11 protein-coding genes are annotated in these 16,721 nt (G+C 73.9%); 2 read left to right on the top strand and 9 right to left on the bottom strand.

Going from position 1 to position 16,721, the window contains the following annotated elements:
- Positions 1-58 precede the first annotated feature (58 nt).
- The 3 genes from IW248_RS01305 to IW248_RS01315 form a co-directional block, all read right to left on the bottom strand.
- Positions 59-832, bottom strand: coding sequence for an adenosylcobinamide-GDP ribazoletransferase (locus tag IW248_RS01305; RefSeq protein ID WP_196925314.1), 774 nt, complete (start codon positions 830-832; stop codon positions 59-61).
- A complete protein-coding gene (locus IW248_RS01310; protein ID WP_196925315.1) occupies positions 822-2,759 on the bottom strand; it encodes a bifunctional adenosylcobinamide kinase/adenosylcobinamide-phosphate guanylyltransferase in 1,938 nt (645 codons plus the stop codon). The genes IW248_RS01305 and IW248_RS01310 overlap by 11 nt, the downstream gene beginning before the upstream one ends.
- 280 nt (positions 2,760-3,039) lie before the next feature.
- The gene (locus tag IW248_RS01315) at positions 3,040-4,965 is read right to left on the bottom strand and encodes a serine/threonine protein kinase (RefSeq protein ID WP_196925316.1); all 1,926 of its coding nucleotides are present in this window, start codon (positions 4,963-4,965) and stop codon (positions 3,040-3,042) included.
- A 144-nt stretch (positions 4,966-5,109) separates the two neighbouring features.
- Between IW248_RS01315 and IW248_RS01320 the strand changes: the two genes are divergently transcribed.
- Both IW248_RS01320 and IW248_RS01325 read left to right on the top strand, forming a co-directional pair.
- A complete protein-coding gene (locus tag IW248_RS01320; RefSeq protein WP_124823263.1) occupies positions 5,110-5,310 on the top strand; it encodes a hypothetical protein in 201 nt (66 codons plus the stop codon).
- Positions 5,310-6,107, top strand: a complete 798-nt coding sequence (locus IW248_RS01325) for a site-2 protease family protein (RefSeq protein ID WP_196925317.1) — start codon at positions 5,310-5,312, stop codon at positions 6,105-6,107. The genes IW248_RS01320 and IW248_RS01325 overlap by 1 nt, the downstream gene beginning before the upstream one ends.
- A 66-nt stretch (positions 6,108-6,173) precedes the next feature.
- Here IW248_RS01325 and IW248_RS01330 read toward each other — a convergent pair whose 3' ends face one another.
- The 6 genes from IW248_RS01330 to nadA all read right to left on the bottom strand — a co-directional run bounded on the left by IW248_RS01330 (position 6,174) and on the right by nadA (position 16,709).
- On the bottom strand, positions 6,174-7,172 hold the full coding sequence (locus tag IW248_RS01330) for an aldo/keto reductase family protein (RefSeq protein ID WP_196925318.1): 999 nt from the start codon (positions 7,170-7,172) through the stop codon (positions 6,174-6,176).
- A 44-nt stretch (positions 7,173-7,216) separates the two neighbouring features.
- Positions 7,217-12,265: a WG repeat-containing protein gene (locus IW248_RS33600; RefSeq protein ID WP_307787617.1), complete on the bottom strand. Its 5,049-nt coding sequence runs from the start codon at positions 12,263-12,265 to the stop codon at positions 7,217-7,219.
- A 232-nt stretch (positions 12,266-12,497) separates the two neighbouring features.
- Positions 12,498-13,058 carry a helix-turn-helix domain-containing protein gene (locus IW248_RS01340; protein WP_124820729.1) on the bottom strand — a complete coding sequence of 187 codons (561 nt, stop codon included), beginning with the start codon at positions 13,056-13,058 and terminating at the stop codon, positions 12,498-12,500.
- 174 nt (positions 13,059-13,232) lie between these two features.
- Positions 13,233-13,826: a DUF3043 domain-containing protein gene (locus tag IW248_RS01345; protein ID WP_196925319.1), complete on the bottom strand. Its 594-nt coding sequence runs from the start codon at positions 13,824-13,826 to the stop codon at positions 13,233-13,235.
- Between the two features lie 115 nt (positions 13,827-13,941).
- Complete coding sequence (gene murA, locus IW248_RS01350; RefSeq protein WP_124820727.1) at positions 13,942-15,297, bottom strand: UDP-N-acetylglucosamine 1-carboxyvinyltransferase; 1,356 nt, start codon at positions 15,295-15,297, stop codon at positions 13,942-13,944.
- Between the two features lie 212 nt (positions 15,298-15,509).
- Positions 15,510-16,709, bottom strand: a complete 1,200-nt coding sequence (nadA, locus tag IW248_RS01355) for a quinolinate synthase NadA (protein ID WP_196925320.1) — start codon at positions 16,707-16,709, stop codon at positions 15,510-15,512.
- Positions 16,710-16,721: the final 12 nt, after the last annotated feature.

Genomic DNA, 16,721 nt, shown 5'->3' on the forward strand with positions numbered 1-16,721 from the left:
CCCCGGTGGCCGTGCCGGTGTTGTCGAGCCGAACGCTACCCGGCCCGCCGTGCCCGGTTCAGCCGGACAGCACCAGACCCAGGTAGACCAGCGTGGTGACCACCTCGACAGTCGCGCCGAGGACGTCGCCGGTGATCCCGCCGAGCCGGCGTACCACGTGGGTGAGCAGCAGGAGCGCGACGGCGATCGCGGCGACGACGGCCAGCGGCCCCTGCCACGGACGGCCCGGCACCGCGGGCACCGCCAGCAGCACGACGGCGACCGCGCCGGCGGCCAGGGCCACCGGGCCGACCGTGCCGGCGACCAGCGCGCCCAGCCCGTCCGGCCGGGCCGCCGGCACTCCCCGCCGGCAGGCCACCGTGACACCGAACCGCCCGGCTGCGGTCGCCGCGACCACCGCCGCGAGACACGCCGGCCAGGACCGACCCGCGAGGTCGGCGAGCGCCGCCGCCTGCACCAGGAGTACGACCACCAGGGCGACCACCCCGAACGGGCCGACGTCCGGCTTCTTCATGATCTCCAGGGCGGCGGCGCCCCGCCGGTACGAGCCGAGCGCGTCCACGGTGTCGGCCAGCCCGTCCAGGTGCAGCCCTCGGGTGAGCAGCGCGGCGACGCCGACCGTCACGCCGGCCGCCACCAGTGGGGGAGCGAGGGCGCCGGTCAGCAGCAGCACACCGGCCAGTAGCGCGCCGAGCAGCGCGCCGACCACCGGGGCGAGGGCCATCGCCGTGCCGGCGACCGGGCGATCGATGCGCCCGGCCCGCACCGGCAGCGTGGTGAACGTGGTGACCGCCAGCCGGGCTCCCGCGAGCAGCCGTGGCTCAGCCGGCACGCCAGCCCGACGCCGGCTGCTCGTCCGCCCGGGTGCTGGCGGGGCCCGGCCCGGCCGGCTCCGGCTCGACGAAGTCGGGCTCGGTCGAGTCGGGCTCGACGAAGTCGGGTTCGGTGAGATCCGGGTCGGCGTAGCTCGGGTCGGTGGACTCCGGCTCGTCGGCGCCCGGGTCGGTGTCGTCCCCGCCGTCCAGCGACGGGTGCGCCGGCAGCCCGGCGGACAGCGCCAGCACCGAGCGCAGCAGCGGCAGCGCGACAAGCGCGTTCGCGCCCTCGCCGAGATCCAACCGTAGGTCGAGCAGCGGGGTGAGGCCCAGCACGTCGGCGGCGAGCCGCACGGCCGGATGCCTGCCGTGGTCGGCCAGCAGGCACCAGTGCCGGGCCTGCCCGGCCAGGTCACGGCTCACCATCCCGGCGGCCAACCCGACCGGGCCGTCGAGCAGCACCGGCACCCGGCGGGCGGTGGCGCCGAGCAGCACGCCGGTGGCCACTGCCACGTCGCCGCCGCCCAGCTCGGCCAGGATGTCCTTGGCGCCGCGTGACGAGCGTCGGGTGCGGTGCAACGCGTCGCGTACCGCCGCGCAGCGGATCATCCACGCCGCGTCGTCGATCTCGCCGGAGTCGGTGATCACCCGGCCCAGCACGGCGGGCGGCTCCGCGCCCGCGGTCGCCGCGAGCACCGCCGCGGCGGCCGCCTCGGTGCCGGCGCCGCACGCCCCGAGCACCAGCAGCTGTACGCCGGCGTCGGCGGCCTGCTCGGCCAACCGCCAGCCGTAGCGCAGCGCGGACTCCACCTGGTCCGGCGTGAGGGCCGGCTGGTCCTCGATCGGCGCGGAGGCCGGAGTGTCCACCACCTGCAGACTGGCGCCGCTCTCGGCGGCCAGTCGTGCCAACGCGCCCTGGCCGGCGCGGGCCTGCGCGGCGCGGCGCGCCGACTCCCCGGCGACGGTGCCGGCCGACGCCCCGCCGGCGTGGTCGCCGTGCAGCAGCAGCACCCGCACCGAGTCCCAGGCGGCGGGGATCGAGGTGCCCTGGGTGGCGGCGGCGAAGCCCACCACCCGGTCCAGCACGCCCAGCCCGGCGCCCGGTACGTCAAGCGTGGCCAGCCGGTCCACCGCCTGCGGGCCCTCGTACTCGTTGGGCATCGGCAGCTCCATGCCGGGCTGGATGACCAGCCCGGTGGCCACCATCGGCAGCGCCATGGTCGGTGCGGCCCAGGGGTTGCCCGCCTCCTGGGGCGGGGTGGCCGGCGGCGTGTGGGTCAGCACGTCGGGCAGTTGCACCTCGGGGGTCGGCTCGGCGTCGGCCGGGCTCGCCACGACCGCAGCGGTGGCGGTGGCCGTCGACGTGGTCGCGGGTGCGGCCTGCTCGATCGCGGTGGCGGCCGGCTTGAGCCAGACCGGCTGACCGGCGACGACCAGCACCACCGCGTCGCAGGCGTCGGCGACCGCGCGGTTGGCCGCGCCCAGCGCGTCGGTGAACGCCCGGCCCAGCGGGGTGGTCGGTACCAGCGACAGCCCCACCTCCGGGCTCACCAGCACCACCCGGGCGGCACAGCCGCGGATCGCCTCGGCCAGCTCGGCGATCGTGGCCACGTCGTCGGCGGGCTGGTGGTCCGGGTCGAGCAGCACAGTCACCCAGCCGCCCAGGTCGTCGACGAGCAACATCTCGTTGGGCTCGGCGGACTCGAGCACGTCGGCCAGCCGGCGCGGGTCCTCGGTGGTCTCCTCGGTGGTCCAGCTGCCCGGCCGCCGGGCGCGGTGCGCCGCCAGCCGGGTCGCCCACTCGGTGTCCTCCGGGTCGCCCTCGGGCGCGGTGGCGACGTAGCGGACCACCGGCGCGTCGGTGACCAGGGACTCGGCGAACTCGGACTTGCCGGACCGGATACCGCCGAGCACCAGGACCGTGTTCCACCCGTCTACGGACATGCCCGTACCTTAGTTCTCATCCTTCGGTGCCGGGCACGTCGCCCCGACCCTGCCGAAGATCGAAAGTCCGTTCCGCGTCCATTGCGGGAAAGCGTCCAGTTCCCTTGCCTGGGCCAGATGGTCGGGTGCGGCGCGACCTCGGGCCGCTTCACCCGGCGCCGCTGGCAATCTTGGACACTTTCCGTCAGCTCGGAACGGAAAGTGTCCAAGATCTACCCTGCCAACCCCGGGCGGCGTCGCTGCGGGAGCGCGGCTGGTCGTGACGGGGCCGGCGCGGTGGTCAGTCGCAGTGTTCGAACCCGCTGCCGTAGCTGACCCCGCCGGTGGCGCCGCCCCATTTCACGCACGCGCCGGCGGCGGAGGCCCGCACCGGCCCCGCGTAGTAGTCGAAGGAGCCGCTGTCGGTGCTGCGGGCCCGCCCCTGCACCTCCAGGTACGCCGACACCGCCGATTTCGCGCCGACCGCGGTGTCCTTGAGGGTGACCACGCAGTTGTTGCCGTTGCCCGCGTTGTAGAGCAGGTAGACCCGGCCCTGGGGGCGGCCGGCACTGGTCAGCGTCGCCGAGTCGATCACCTGGTAGCCGCTGCCGCACGCCTGGGCTGCCGTGTACGGGTTGGGCCGGCTCGACGGGGTGCGGGTGGGCGTCGGTCGGCTGCTGGTCGTACCGGTAGGTGTGCTGCCCGGCGTCGCGGTGCGCGGGTCCGGGGTGGCGGTCGGCGCGTCGGTTCCTCCGGCGGAGCCGGTCGGCGCGGCGGACGCGCTGCGGCTGGGCCCCGGGGTGCCGCTGGGCGTGGGTCCCGAGATGCTCGCACCTCCGCCGTCGAGCGCGCCGCCGTCCGGGGCCGCCGCCGATTCGCCGGCCAGCGCGGGCGGACCGTCCGTCCCACCCGGCTCCCCGTCGGGCCGCAGGGCCGCCACGGCCACGGCGATCAGCGCCACGAGAGCGACCGCGCCGACCCCGATCAGCAGTTGCCGGCGCCGGCCGGACGACCCCGTCCGGAACGCCTCCTCCCGGGTCGAGCCCGGCCCGGTCACCGGCGAGGCCGCCGGCATGGGCACAGCGGCGGCCCCGACCGGCGCGGGTGGCCCGGTCGGCGTCGGCCCGGCCAACGGCGTCGGCCCGGCCAACGGCGTCGGCCCGGCCAACGGCGTCGGCCCGGCCAACGGCGTCGGCCCGGCCAACGGCGTCGGCCCGGCCAACGGCGTCGGTCCGGCCAACGGCGTCGGCCCGGCCAACGGCGTCGGTGTGGGTGGCGGCGCGGGCGTCGGGACGGGCGGCGTGGCGGCCGGGGTGACCGGAAGGGCCGAGGGTGTCCCGGGAGTGGGTACGGCCAACGCCCACGGTGGGCGGGCCGAGACCGGGATGCTCGCCAGTGTCGCGTCGCGGGCATCGGCGGCGGCAGCGGCCAACTCGGCGGCGCTGCCGAACCGGTCCTCCGGACGCTTGGCCAGCGCGCGGGCCACCACGGCCGCGACCGCCGGCGGGGTGTCCGCCGGCAGCGCCGCCGGTTCCTCCTGGGCGTGCCGGAGCGCCACCGCGAGGGGGTTGTCGCCGTGGAAGGGTGGCTGCCCGGCAAGGCAGAAGTACGCCACAGCGCCGAGCGCGTAGATGTCGGTGGCGGCCGAGACCGGCTGCCCGGTGGCCTGCTCGGGGGACATGTACGAGGCGGTGCCGAGCACCATGTTCGCGGCGGTGAGCCCGGCCATGTTGCGGGACCGGGCGATGCCGAAGTCGACGAGCACCACACTGCCGTCGGCCTTGACCAGCAGGTTGCCCGGCTTCACGTCCCGGTGCACGATGCCGGCGAGGTGGGCGGTGTGCAGCGCGTCCGCGGCCTGGGCCAGCACCGACATGGTGGTGGCCGGATCCAGCCGCCCCACCGTGCGCACCCGGGCGGACAACGGCTCGCCCTCGACGTACTCCATGACCAGGTAGTCGACCCGGCTGCCGTCGTCGAGCGCGGCCTGCCCCACGTCGTGCACCGGGACCACGCCGGGGTGCCGCAGCGCGGCCAGCATCCGCGCCTCGGCCCGGAACCGGGCGGTGAACTCCGGGTCGGCGACCAGCGACGGCAGCAGCACCTTCACGGCGACCTCGCGTTCCAGCAGCACATCCGTGCCGCGCCAGACCGCGCCCATCCCACCCGTCGCCACCCGCTCGCCCAGCCGGTACCTGTCGCCGAGCAGCACTCCCCGTGTCAGCACCGAGCCACCGTACCGGCCGGTGTCGATCGGATTGATCCACCCCGGGGGTCCCGCCGAGGCGAGCGAGCGGCCGTTACGCGTCGGGCCGACTACGCTGGCGAGGGTTCGTCCCACGGGGACTTCAGCGGCGAGGGGAGACGCGGCATGGCGTGGAGCTGGCGGTACGAGGGCACGGACGGCCAGACGGTCGAGGGACCGGCGGAGTCGTTCGGCAGCCAGGCCGACGCCGAATCCTGGATCGGTCAGACCTGGCGGGAGCTCGCGGCGTCCGGCGTCACCTCGGTCGCGCTCGTGGTGGACGACCGGGTGGAGTACCGGATGAGCCTGCTGCCCACGGCCGAGTGATGGCCTACGACCGCCCGGGCGGCGACCGGCTGGTCCTCGGCGTGCCCAGGGCGGCGTTCCGGCCCAGCCCGGTCTTCCTCGGCCTGGTCGCCCTCTTCGCGGTGAGCGGGGCACTGACCTGGAACGGGTACGGCAGCGTCCGGTTCAACGTGTTCCTCTTCGTGGTGTCCGGGTGGCTGGTGTCGCTCTGCCTGCACGAGTACGCCCACGCTGTGGTGGCCTACCGGGCCGGCGACCGGGACATCGCGCATCGCGGTTACCTGACGCTCAACCCGTTGAAGTACACCCACCCGTTGCTGTCGATCGTGCTGCCCGTGGTGGTGGTGCTGCTCGGAGGCATCGGCCTGCCGGGTGGCGCGGTCTGGGTGGACCGGCATGCCATCCCGGGCCGACTGCGGCACACCCTGGTCAGCCTCGCCGGCCCGGCGACCAACGTCCTGTTCACGCTGGTGTTGGTGGCGGCGGTGCGGCTCGGCGCCCAGTCGGGTGGGCCGATCGAGTTTTGGGCCGGGGTGGCGCTGCTCGCCTTCCTCCAGCTCACCGCCAGTTTCCTGAACCTGCTGCCGGTGCCCGGCCTGGACGGCGGCAACATGATCCAGCCGTGGCTCAACCCGCAGTGGCGCAAGATGTACGACCTGTTCGCCCCGTACGGCTTCATTTTGCTCTTCGCGCTGCTGTGGAACCCGCGCATCGGGGGCTGGTTCTTCGACGCGGTCTTCGCGGTCGGTGACCTGCTCGGTCTGCCGTCCTGGCTCTACGCCACCGGCCTGGAGCTGATCCGCTTCTGGCAGGGCTGAGTTGCTGACCTGACCTGACCGGTCCGGTCGACGCGAAACCCTCGCGCCGACCGGACCGGAACGGCGTCAGGGACGCTGCGCGGGGGACTCGGTCTTCGTCGGGTCCCGCTCGACGATCGGCTCGACGATGTCGTCGATCGCCTTGAGCAGGTCGGCGTCGAGCTTCACGCCGGCTGCCTTCACGTTGTCGTGCACCTGCTCCGGGCGGGACGCGCCGATGATCGCCGACGAGACGTTCGGGTTCTGCAGCACCCACGCCACGGCGAGCTGGGCCATGCTGAGCCCGGCCTGCTCGGCGAGGGGCTTGAGCTGCTGGACCCGGGTCAGCACGTCGTCGTTCATGAACCGGGAGATGAAGCCCGCGCCCGACTTCTCGTCGGTGGCGCGGGAACCTGCCGGCGGCGGCTGGCCCGGCAGGTACTTGCCGGAGAGCACGCCCTGCGCCATCGGCGACCAGACGATCTGCCCGATGCCCAGCTCCTCGCTGGCCGGCACGACCTCGGTCTCGATGACCCGCCAGAGCAGCGAGTACTGCGGCTGGTTGGAGACCAGCGGGATGTGCAGCTCCCGGGCGAGCGGGTGGGCGGCGCGCAGCTGGGCGGCGGTCCACTCGGAGACGCCGATGTAGTGCGCCTTGCCGGAGTGGACGACGTCGGCGAACGCCTCCATCGTCTCTTCCAGCGGGGTGCTGCTGTCGTAGCGGTGGGCCTGGTAGAGGTCCACGTAGTCGGTGCGCAGTCGGCGCAGCGAGCCGTTGATCGACTCCATGATGTGCTTGCGGGACAGACCACGGTCGTTGCGGCCGGGCCCGGTCGGCCAGTAGACCTTGGTGAAGATCTCCAGGCCCTCACGGCGCTCGTTCTGCAACGCCCGGCCGAGCACGTCCTCGGCCCGGGTGCCGGCGTACACGTCGGCGGTGTCGAAGGTGGTGATCCCCGCGTCGAGAGCGGCCCGGACGCAGGCGAACGCCGCGTCCTCCTCGACCTGCGAACCGTGGGTGATCCAGTTGCCGTACGAGATCTCGCTGACCATCAGGCCGGAACGGCCCAGGTGTCGGAATTCCATGTACCGACCCTAGCTCCAGTGGATCACCGGTGGCGACCGGCGACTCAGAGCACCGGGTTGGCGTCGGTGAGTAGCCGGTCGATCTCCTCCAACACCTCGGCGCGATCGCGGTGCACCGGGTCGATGAGCGGCACACCGCGCCGGTCCAGCGCACCCCACCGCCCGTTGCCGCTCTCGACCAGGAACGCCACCGGGTGGATGACCAGCGTCGGGTGCGCCGGCGGGACCAGCACCGTGCCGGTGCGATCCACCACGCCCCGCCGACCCGCCACGTCGACCACGGCGAGCCCTTCGTCGGTGAAACCGTCGATCTGCTGGCCGTCGGCCAACTCGGTGACGAAGCCGTGGTAGCGGGTGGGCACGACGATCCGGCCCGTCCGGTCGACCGCCCCCCACCCCTCGCGCCGCACCGCGGCCAGCCCACGCCGGAACGGTCGTACCTCGGCGAAGTTGGGGGCGACCTGCACCGCGCCGGTCGCGTCGATCGCCGTCCACCCGTTCTCGCCGACCACCCAGGCCAGGCCGTCGCTGAACGGACGCGCGGCCCGGAAGGACGGCGGGATCACCGTCGTACCGAGCAGGTTGATCAGCGACCAGCGGTCGGTGTCCGGCCGGCGGACCCAGGCCAGCCCGTCGTGGAAGGGCTGCGCCTCCGCGTACCGGGCGGGGACGACCACGTCACCGTCGTGACTGGTGTAACCCCACAGCGGTCCGTCCCGGTCCGGCAACGGGGGCCGGTCCCGGTCGAGCACCTCGTCCCGACCCCGGCGGTACGGCCCGAAGCCATCCGCCTCGGCCCGTACGGTGACCGCGTCGAGGGCCACCCGGACCCGGTCCAGCAGTTCGGCGTCGGCAGCGCCGCGCAGGTCGAGCGCCTTCTCGAAGTGCTCGCACGCCTCCATGAGCCGACCCTGGTCGTAACACGACCGCCCGGCGTGCTCGTGCAGCGCGGCCCGCAACCGGTCGGGCAACTCGATCGAGTTGGCCTGGGCGAAGAGCTGGTCCGCCTCGGGGAAGTCGCCGCGCCAGCGCAGCACGTGGGCCAGCCGGGCCTGGGCCAGCGCGGTCCGGCGCAGTTCGCCGGTGGCCTCCGCGTAGGTGAGGGCGAGCCGACCGTCGGCCAGCGCGTCGTCCAGGTCGCCGAGAATCCGCGAGGCCACCGCCCGCAGGCTGAGCAGCCGGGCCCGGGCGCGGTTGTCGACCGCCGAACCCAACTTCTCGGTCAGTCGTCGCCGGATGGCCCGCAGGTCGTCCGGCTCCGTCAGCTCCTCGCGCAGGGTGACCGGGTCCAACCGCCAGCGGTACGCGGCCAGCACCTGCTCCGGGTCGCCCGGGTCGGCCAGCGACGGGCGGGTCACCACCGGTGGTGCGTCGTCGGGTGGCGCGGACACCGGCACGTTCTCCCCGTCCGAACCGCTCCTCGGGGCGGGTACGGCCGAGGCGGGTGGCCCGGACGCCGGCTCCACCGACGCCGGTGGCGCGGAGACGGGTGCTACCTCGGGCGCCGGCGGCGCGGAGACGGGCGGTGAGGTCGAGGCTGGTGGCGCCGAGACGGGCGCCGCGGAGACGGGCGCTGCGGCGGGCGCCGGCGGCGCTGTGACGGGCGGCGCGGAGACGGGCGCTGTGGCGGGCGCCGGCGGCGCGGAGACCGGTGCTGCGGACGGCGCTGGCGGTGCGGAGACGGGCGCGGTGGAGAGGGGTGGCGCGGACACGGGCGCTGTGGCGGTCGCCGGTGGCGCGGATGCGGGCGGGGCTGTTACCGGCGGTGCCGGGGGAGCGGATACCGGTGTGACCGAGGCGGGCGGTGCGGAGACGGGTGGTGCGGAGATCGGCGGGTTCGTGTCGTCCGCAGATGTCATGGACAGCGCGGCGTCGACCGGCCACTCGTCGGCCCGCGAGCCATCCGTCGGGCTCGTGCTCCGACCGTCGGTCGCGTCTGCCGGCCCGCCACGGGGCGCGAGTTCGTCCGACGGGTCGTACTCGACCGGGTCGGCGTCCTCGTTCGGCGACGCTGCGGGGGGCCGCTGGTCGGCCTCGCCCTCGGCTTCGAGGTCGGCTTCGGCCTGCTGGTGAGGAATCGCGACGACAGGTGCGCCAGAGACGGCACCATCCGCGGTTCCCGTGTCGAACGTCGGCTGCGGGTCGTCGTCCAGGTCGTCCGCCCAGAGACGGGGAGCACCGGAGACCGGGTGGGCGGGCGGCGCGGAGACCGGGGCGAACGCGTCGTCCGGTGTCGACCCGCTGGCGTACTCGTCGGCCACGTCGAGGTGGGCGTCGGCCGTTGACGTTTCCGTGTCCGGCATGGCCGGTGTCGTGGAGAGGTCGGGGTCGCTGGACGTCGACTCGTCGTCGGCCGGGTCGAACGACTGCTGATCCGTCGCCGGCTCGTCCTGGTCGGATTCGCCAGGCTGAGCGGGGCTGAACCACGCTGCCGGACCGCGGACGCCGGGGACGTCGTCCGGCTCGCGAACGGGCGTCACCTGCTCTTCCGAGGGCGGCGGGGGCACGTAGCGGCGCGGCGTGCCCGGGGCCAGCGGGAGCGCCGGCGCGACGTCCTCCACCGGTGGCTGCGCGGCCGCAGGGGTCGGGGCCGTAGGCGCCGGGGCCGCAGGGGTCGGGTCAACCGGAGTCGGGTCGGCCGGGATCGGGTCGGGGCGGGTTGCCGGCGGCTCCGGCGCCCGCCAGGTGGGCGGCGGGGCGACCGACGGGCGTGCGTCCGCCGTCGGGGCCGCCCGCTCCGGCGAGTACGGGCGCAGCGGCGCGACCGGGCGCTCCGGCGAGTGCGGCGGATCGGCGGAGTGCGGCCGCTCTGGGGAGTGCGGCCGCTCTGGGGAGTGCGAGCGGTCAGGGGAGACCGGTCGGCGGTCGGTCGGTGGGGTGCCGGCCAGCGGGTCGCCGACCCGACGGCGATCCGGGCCCGGCTCCTCGCCGCGCCGCTGGTCGGCCGGGCGGTCCCCGGTGCCTGGGCCGGGATAACGCGGCGGCGGGGTGTGGCGCGCCCCGGACGTCGGTGGCGGGTCGGCCAGCGGCCGGCGTTCCGACGCTGGCGGGGGATCCGACCGCTCGTCGGCGCCGGGCGGGTCCACCGGCGCCGGCAGGTACTCCAGCCGCAGGCGCGCGGCGGGAGGCTCCGAGACGGGCCGGTCGAAGGCGGGAGAGACCGGGGCGGCGGACACCGGCCGGTCCCAACCGGGCGCGGCGGGCGAGACGGGTGCTGGTGACACCGGCCGTTCCGGGGCGGCCGACACCGGTCGGTCCCACCTGGGCGCGGCGGGGGAGACGGGCGCCGGCGGCACCTGCCGCTCCGGGGAAGCGGGGGAGACCGGGGCGGCGGACACTGGTCGGTCCCAACCGGGGGAGACGGGGGCCGGTGACACCGGTCGCTCCGGGGACACCGGTGGGGCCGGCATGGCACGACCGGAGGCGGGCGGCGCCGACGCGGCCGGGCGTACCTGTCGCTCGTCGTACCGCGTCGCCGGTCGCTCGTCGGGCCGGGACGGCGTGGCCGCCGGCCGTTCGGACCGGGCGGCCGGCCGCGCCGCGACGCCCGGCTCGGCGCTGCGGTACGGCTCCGTGGTGCGCTGCGGGTCGGGTCTGCGCTGCGGGTCTGCGCTGCGCTGCGGGTCGGTGCGGTGTGGATCCGCGGTGCGGTGTGGATCTGCGGTGCGGTGTGGATCTGCGGTGCGGTGTGGGTCGGCGCGGCGGTCCGGCTCCCGGGTGCGGTCCGGGGTGCGGTCCTGACGTACCGGACCCGGTGCCGGCCAGGGCAGACTGCCGTCCGACCGTTGGCCCGGCTGCGGCCGGGGCTCGCGGTACGCGTCCTCACGAGGCGCGTCCTCGCGGTAACCGGTCTCGCGGTACGTGTCCGGGCGGGCCTGCTCGCGGGGTCGCCGGTCCGGGTACGCCTCGGCGCGGGCCGCCGCCTCACGAGGCTGCTGCCGGTGCGGGTCGGTGTCGGGCCGACGCCGGGCGTCGTCGAGGCGGGGCTGGTCAGGCTGATCCGGCTCGGGTCGACGCCGTCGTCCACCGTTGGGTGAGGGCGCCGCGCCAATCTCCTCGTCCGCGCGGTAGCGCGGCTCTGGGCGGCGCAGGTCGTCGGCGACCCGGTCCGGGTACCCGTCGGCGCGGTATCGCGTCCGGTCATCCGCGCGTGCCCACGGGTCGACCCCGTCGGCGATCCGGCCGTCGTGGTCGCGGGTGGGTCGGACGCCGTACCCGTCGTCGGGGTGCCGTTCGTAACCGGCGGGTGTTCGCTCCGGTGTGCCGCGCCGGCGTGGTGGGTCGTCCGGCTCGGGCACCCAGCCGGGTTCGGGCCGGGGCGCCGGGGAGACCGGCGGCGTGCCCCGGTAACCCCGATCCCGCTCGGTGGGCTCGGGCCGGGGACGGCGACTGTCGTGCCGCTCGGGGGTGGGCTGGTCCCGGTGCCAGGCAGCTTCCCGCGCGGGTCCTCGTTCGTCGGCGGGGCGTCGGTCCGACCAGGCGGTACGCCGGTCGGACTCGGGGGAGCGGCGTTCGTCGCGGCGGGGTGGTTCGGGCAGCGGACGACGGTACGGCTCGTGGTCGTAGTGGCGGGAGTCGGCGCTGTCGGGTCGGCCGTAGGTCGACGTGTCCGCCGAGCGCTCGTCACTGCGGAGTCGGCCGTAGGCCGGTGTCTCGCCCGGCTCGTCATCCACCCAGGACCTGCCCGGGGGTGTCTGGTCCTCCGGTGGTTCGTCGGACCACGAACGGCCGAGGTAGGTGCCGTCCGGGCGGGTGGGCGCGAGTGGCGGCACCTCGGCGCGGCCGGACACCGTCGCCCGACCGCGCGGTGGCGGCTGGTGCGGCATGCCGATGTCGCCGGGGTAGCGCTGGCCGGGGAACTGGGGGTGCCATTCGGTGGTCGGTTCGACCACCCAGGACGGTTCGTTCGGGTCCGGCCACCGGTCGGTGTAGCGGCCGTTCATCCGTCGAGCCCGTCGCCACACCCGGCCGCTGGGCCGATCCTCGCCGGGGGTGAGCTGTCCGCAGCCGCCGCCGGGTGACCGCTGGGCGTCCGGTCGCCGCCTGCCACGCCCCGGTGGCCGGCTCGCGTCCGCTCGCTCACGCGTTGTCACCTCGTTGCAAATTGTCGCGCTGGGGCCGCACATGCCGGTCAGGTCGCCGCTCCGGCAGGCCGTGGCTGCGGATGGAGGGTAACGGCGTGGGCTCGCTCACCGCCACTGTGGTGCCGCCAACCGGGCAAACGTTATCCCATTGGTTTCGGACATTTGGTCCTATAACCGAATCTGTTCTCCGACCCTACCGCACTCGGCGATCACCTGGCTCCGGCGGGTTCGCAGCGCTCGTTCAGGGATGCTCCATGATGAGGACGGCGAACGTGCCGGGAGCGAGCGCCTCGTAACGGTGCGGTGCGTCGCCGGGGAACGTGGCGTAGTCACCGGGGTCGAGCTCGACAGGCGTCGCGTCGGGCCCCACCCGCAGTCGGCCGGCGGCGACCACCACGTGCTCGATGCTGCGGGGGGTGTGTCCGTGGCCGGCTCGGACCGCGCCCGGTTCCAGCCTGATCAGGTAGACGTCCCGGCGCAGGTGCGCCGCACCGGCGCTGAGCAGCGTTCCGCTGAAGTCGGCCTGCTCGGAGCGGACGTGGGGCCCGTCCCCGGCCCGGATGACCCGTACGCCGTCGTCGACGGGCTCCACCAGCCGGCTGAACGGCACACCCAGTGCGACGCCCAGGGCCCAGAGCGTCTCCACGCTCGGATTGCCGGTGCCCGACTCCAGTTGGGAGAGGGTGGACTTGGCCACCCCCGCCCGGCGGGCCAGTTCGGTCAGCGAGATGCCGACCCGTTCCCGCTCCCGGCGCAGGGCGGCGGCGATGGTGGCCAGCGGGGCAGCCGGTTCCGAAGGCATGCCTTCGCTCCATTGGGTCGAACGTTCGGTCTGGCGAACAACGGCAACCCGTTCAGCATGGTGAACGCATGCCAGGATCCGCGCAGTTACGGCGAAACTGCTGCCTCTGAGATGGCTGAGGCAGCAGTTTCGCTGATGTTGCGCGGATCTTGGGGTGCGGTGCGGAGCCCGGGGTCAGACCTTGTCGCCGAGCTTGACCTGGGGCGCCGGAGCGCGCATCCGCCGGAAGGTGATCGACCGCATGACCGCGTAGAGGAAAAGCGAGCCCATCCGCTGGCCGGTCTTCGGGAAACGCTCCCGGACCAGCCTGCTGATCTTGCGGCAGATCAGCACCGAGTCGACGACCACGCCGAGCGCCAGTGCGCCCCAGAGCACGTTGGAAATCAACCGGACCAGCGGCGGCATGGCCGCGTTCGACCCGATCAGCACGATCAGCGCGCCGCCGAAGAACCAGGTGCCGACGGTACGACGGGAGTCGACCACGTTGCGGGCCAGCAGCCGCTCCGGGCCACGGTCGCGGGGGCCACCCTCACGGCGGAACTCCGAAGCGGCCTCGGCGCGCAGCTGGCGGCGACGCTCCCGCTCCTCCTCCTTGGTGAGGGGGCGGGTGGGGCCGGCCGGGCGACGGCCGACGGTCGGCCGCTTGGGCGTCTCCCGACCCTTGGCGGGGGTGTAACCCCGGGAACGCTCAGCGGTCTCCTCGGGGGTCACCGAGGAGACGGCCTCGTCGACGAGGTCGGTGGACTTGCGGCGAAAGAGCGACGGCACGCGGCAAGGGTAGCCAACGTCCCGCGCCCGGTGCACATCGCGGTGCAATGGGCGACGGCCCCAGGTCGCAGGGTCGCGAGCTGGAGCCGTCGTGACGAACGAAGAGTGACTGAGGTTACGGACGCTCGGCGTGCGCGCCCAGGTCGGCGAGCTTCGCCTCGAAGTCCTCGTAGCCCCGGTTGATCAGGTCCACGCCGTACACCCGGGAGGTGCCCTCGGCCGCGAGCGCCGCGATCAGGTGGCTGAACCCGGCCCGCAGGTCCGGGATGACCAGGTCGGCGGCGTGCAGCTTGCTCGGCCCGGCGATCACCGCGGAGTGCTTGAAGTTGCGCCGGCCGAAGCGGCACGGGGTGCCGCCGAGGCAGTCCCGGTAGACCTGGATGTTGGCGCCCATCGAGTTGAGGGCCTCGGTGTAGCCCAGCCGCTGCTCGTAGACCGTCTCGTGGACGATCGACAGGCCACGGGCCTGGGTCAGCGCCACGACCAGCGGCTGCTGCCAGTCGGTCATGAAGCCGGGGTGCACGTCGGTCTCCAGCGCCACCGCGTTCAGCTCGCCACCCGGGTGCCAGAAGCGGATGCCACCCTCCTGGCCGGGGTCGCCCAGCTTCGGCGCGCGGGCGTCGGTGACCTCGTACTCGCCGCCGACCGAGCGGAAGATGTTCAGGAAGGTCATCATGTCGGCCTGCTGCGCGCCGAGCACCTCGACGTGACCACGGGTCGCCAGGGCGGCGGCCGCCCAGCTCGCCGCCTCGATCCGGTCCGGGATCGGCCGGTGGGTGTAGCCGTGCAGCTTGGGCACGCCCTGAATCTCGATCACCCGGTCGGTGTGGACCTTGATGATCGCGCCCATCTTCTGCAGGATGCAGATCAGGTCGATGATCTCCGGCTCCACCGCGGCGTTGCGCAGCTCGGTGACGCCCTCGGCCATCACGGCGGTCAGCAGCACCTGCTCGGTGGCGCCGACGCTCGGGTACGGCAGGGCGAACTTGGTGCCGTGCAGCCCGTTCGGCGCGGACAGGTGCAACCCCTCGGGCCGCTTCTCGACAGTGGCGCCGAACTCGCGCAGCGCCTGGAGGTGGAAGTCGATCGGGCGCGGGCCGATGTGGCAGCCGCCCAGGTCCGGGATGAACGCGTGCCCGAGCCGGTGCAGCAGCGGGCCGCAGAACAGGATCGGAATCCGGCTGGAACCGGCGTGCACGTTGATCTGGTCGGTGCTGGCGCTCTCCACGTTCGCCGGGTCGAAGACGAGCTCGCCGTCCTCGGCGCCGTCGGTGACCTTGACGCCGTGCAGGCCGAGCAGACCCCGGACCACCTCGACGTCGCGGATCTTCGGCACGTCGAACAGTCGGCTCGGGCTGTCGCCGAGGAGCGCGGCGACCATCGCCTTCGAAACCAGGTTCTTCGCGCCGCGCACGCGGATCCGCCCTTCGAGCGGAGTGCCTCCGTGAACGACCAGGACGTCGTCGGTCAACGCAACCTCCAGCGCGTCGGTGCTGCAGTGTTATTGGTGGGGCGCCTGAGCTTTCTCGCTACCCCGGATGCGGCCATATCGAAACGGCCCGCGTGTGTCGTCGCTTGGGCAGCATAGCCCTCGGTGACGAAAAAGGACTCGGTCACATCGGCGTGTGTGGCATTAATCGGTGATCCGGCACTTTTGCGTACCAAGAGCGCTACGGATCGTGATCAGGGCATCGTCGGCGGCGGAGTGTCCGCACCGGGCAGGGCGAGCATCTGATCCAGCGCGACCCGGGCGTGGTGCGCGGTGTCCGCGTCCACCGTGATCTGGTTGGCGACCCGGCCCGCGACCAGCTCCTCCAGTGCCCAGACGAGGTGCGGCAGATCGATCCGGTTCATCGTCGAGCAGTAGCAGACGGCCTTGTCCAGGAACATGATCTGCTTGTCCGGGTGCGCCAGCGCGAGCCGGCGGACCAGGTTCAGCTCGGTGCCGAGCGCCCACGCCGAGCCGGCCGGAGCCGCCTCGATCGTCCTGATGATGTATTCGGTGGAGCCGACGTAGTCGGAGGCCGTCACCACCTCGTGCCGGCACTCCGGGTGAACCAGGACGTTGACCCCGGGCACCCGCTCCCGTATGTCGTTGACGCTGTCCAGCGTGAACCGGCCGTGCACCGAGCAGTGCCCCCGCCACAGGATCATCTTCGCGTCGCGCAGCTGCTCCGGGGTGAGCCCGCCGCCGGGCTTGTGCGGGTCGTAGAGCACGCAGTCGTCCAGCGACAGGCCCATCTCCAGCACCGCCGTGTTGCGGCCCAGGTGCTGATCCGGCAGGAAGAACACCTTCGACCCCTGCTCGAAGGCCCAGTCCAGGGCGCGCTTGGCGTTGGACGAGGTGCAGACCACGCCGCCGTTGCGACCCACGAAACCCTTGATGTCGGCCGAGGAGTTCATGTACGTCACCGGCACGGTCTCGCCGGCGATGCCCAGCTCGGTCAGCGTGTCCCACGCGGCCTCGACCTGGCCCAGGACCGCCATGTCCGCCATCGAGCAACCCGCCGCGAGGTCGGGCAGGATCACCCGCTGGGTGTCGGTGGTGAGGATGTCGGCGCTCTCGGCCATGAAGTGCACGCCGCAGAAGACGATGTACTCCGCGTCCGGGCGGGCCGCGGCCTCCCGGGCAAGCTTGAACGAGTCGCCGGTCACGTCGGCGAACTGGATCACCTCGTCGCGCTGGTAGTGGTGCCCCAGCACGAAGACCCTGCTGCCGAGCTTCGCCTTCGCGGCGGTGGCGCGGGCCACCAGATCCGGATCGCTGGGCGCCGGCAGGTCGCCCGGACACTCGACGCCGCGCTCGGTGTCGGGGTCGCTGCCCCGGCCGAGGAGCAGCAGAGCCGTCGCCGTGTTGGAGGGTTCCACCCAGGTCGAAGTCACGTAGCCCATGGT

It is taken from the genome of Micromonospora ureilytica, assembly GCF_015751765.1.
GTDB lineage: Bacteria > Actinomycetota > Actinomycetes > Mycobacteriales > Micromonosporaceae > Micromonospora > Micromonospora ureilytica.

Excerpts from the sequence above, each read along its gene's own strand:
- IW248_RS01310 (WP_196925315.1), bottom strand. The coding sequence starts at position 2,759 with ATGTCCGTAGACGGGTGGAACACGGTCCTGGTGCTCGGCGGTATCCGG.
- IW248_RS01320 (WP_124823263.1), top strand. The coding sequence starts at position 5,110 with ATGGCGTGGAGCTGGCGGTACGAGGGCACGGACGGCCAGACGGTCGAG.
- IW248_RS01325 (WP_196925317.1), top strand. The coding sequence starts at position 5,310 with ATGGCCTACGACCGCCCGGGCGGCGACCGGCTGGTCCTCGGCGTGCCC.
- IW248_RS01330 (WP_196925318.1), bottom strand. The coding sequence starts at position 7,172 with ATGGAATTCCGACACCTGGGCCGTTCCGGCCTGATGGTCAGCGAGATC.
- IW248_RS01340 (WP_124820729.1), bottom strand. The coding sequence starts at position 13,058 with ATGCCTTCGGAACCGGCTGCCCCGCTGGCCACCATCGCCGCCGCCCTG.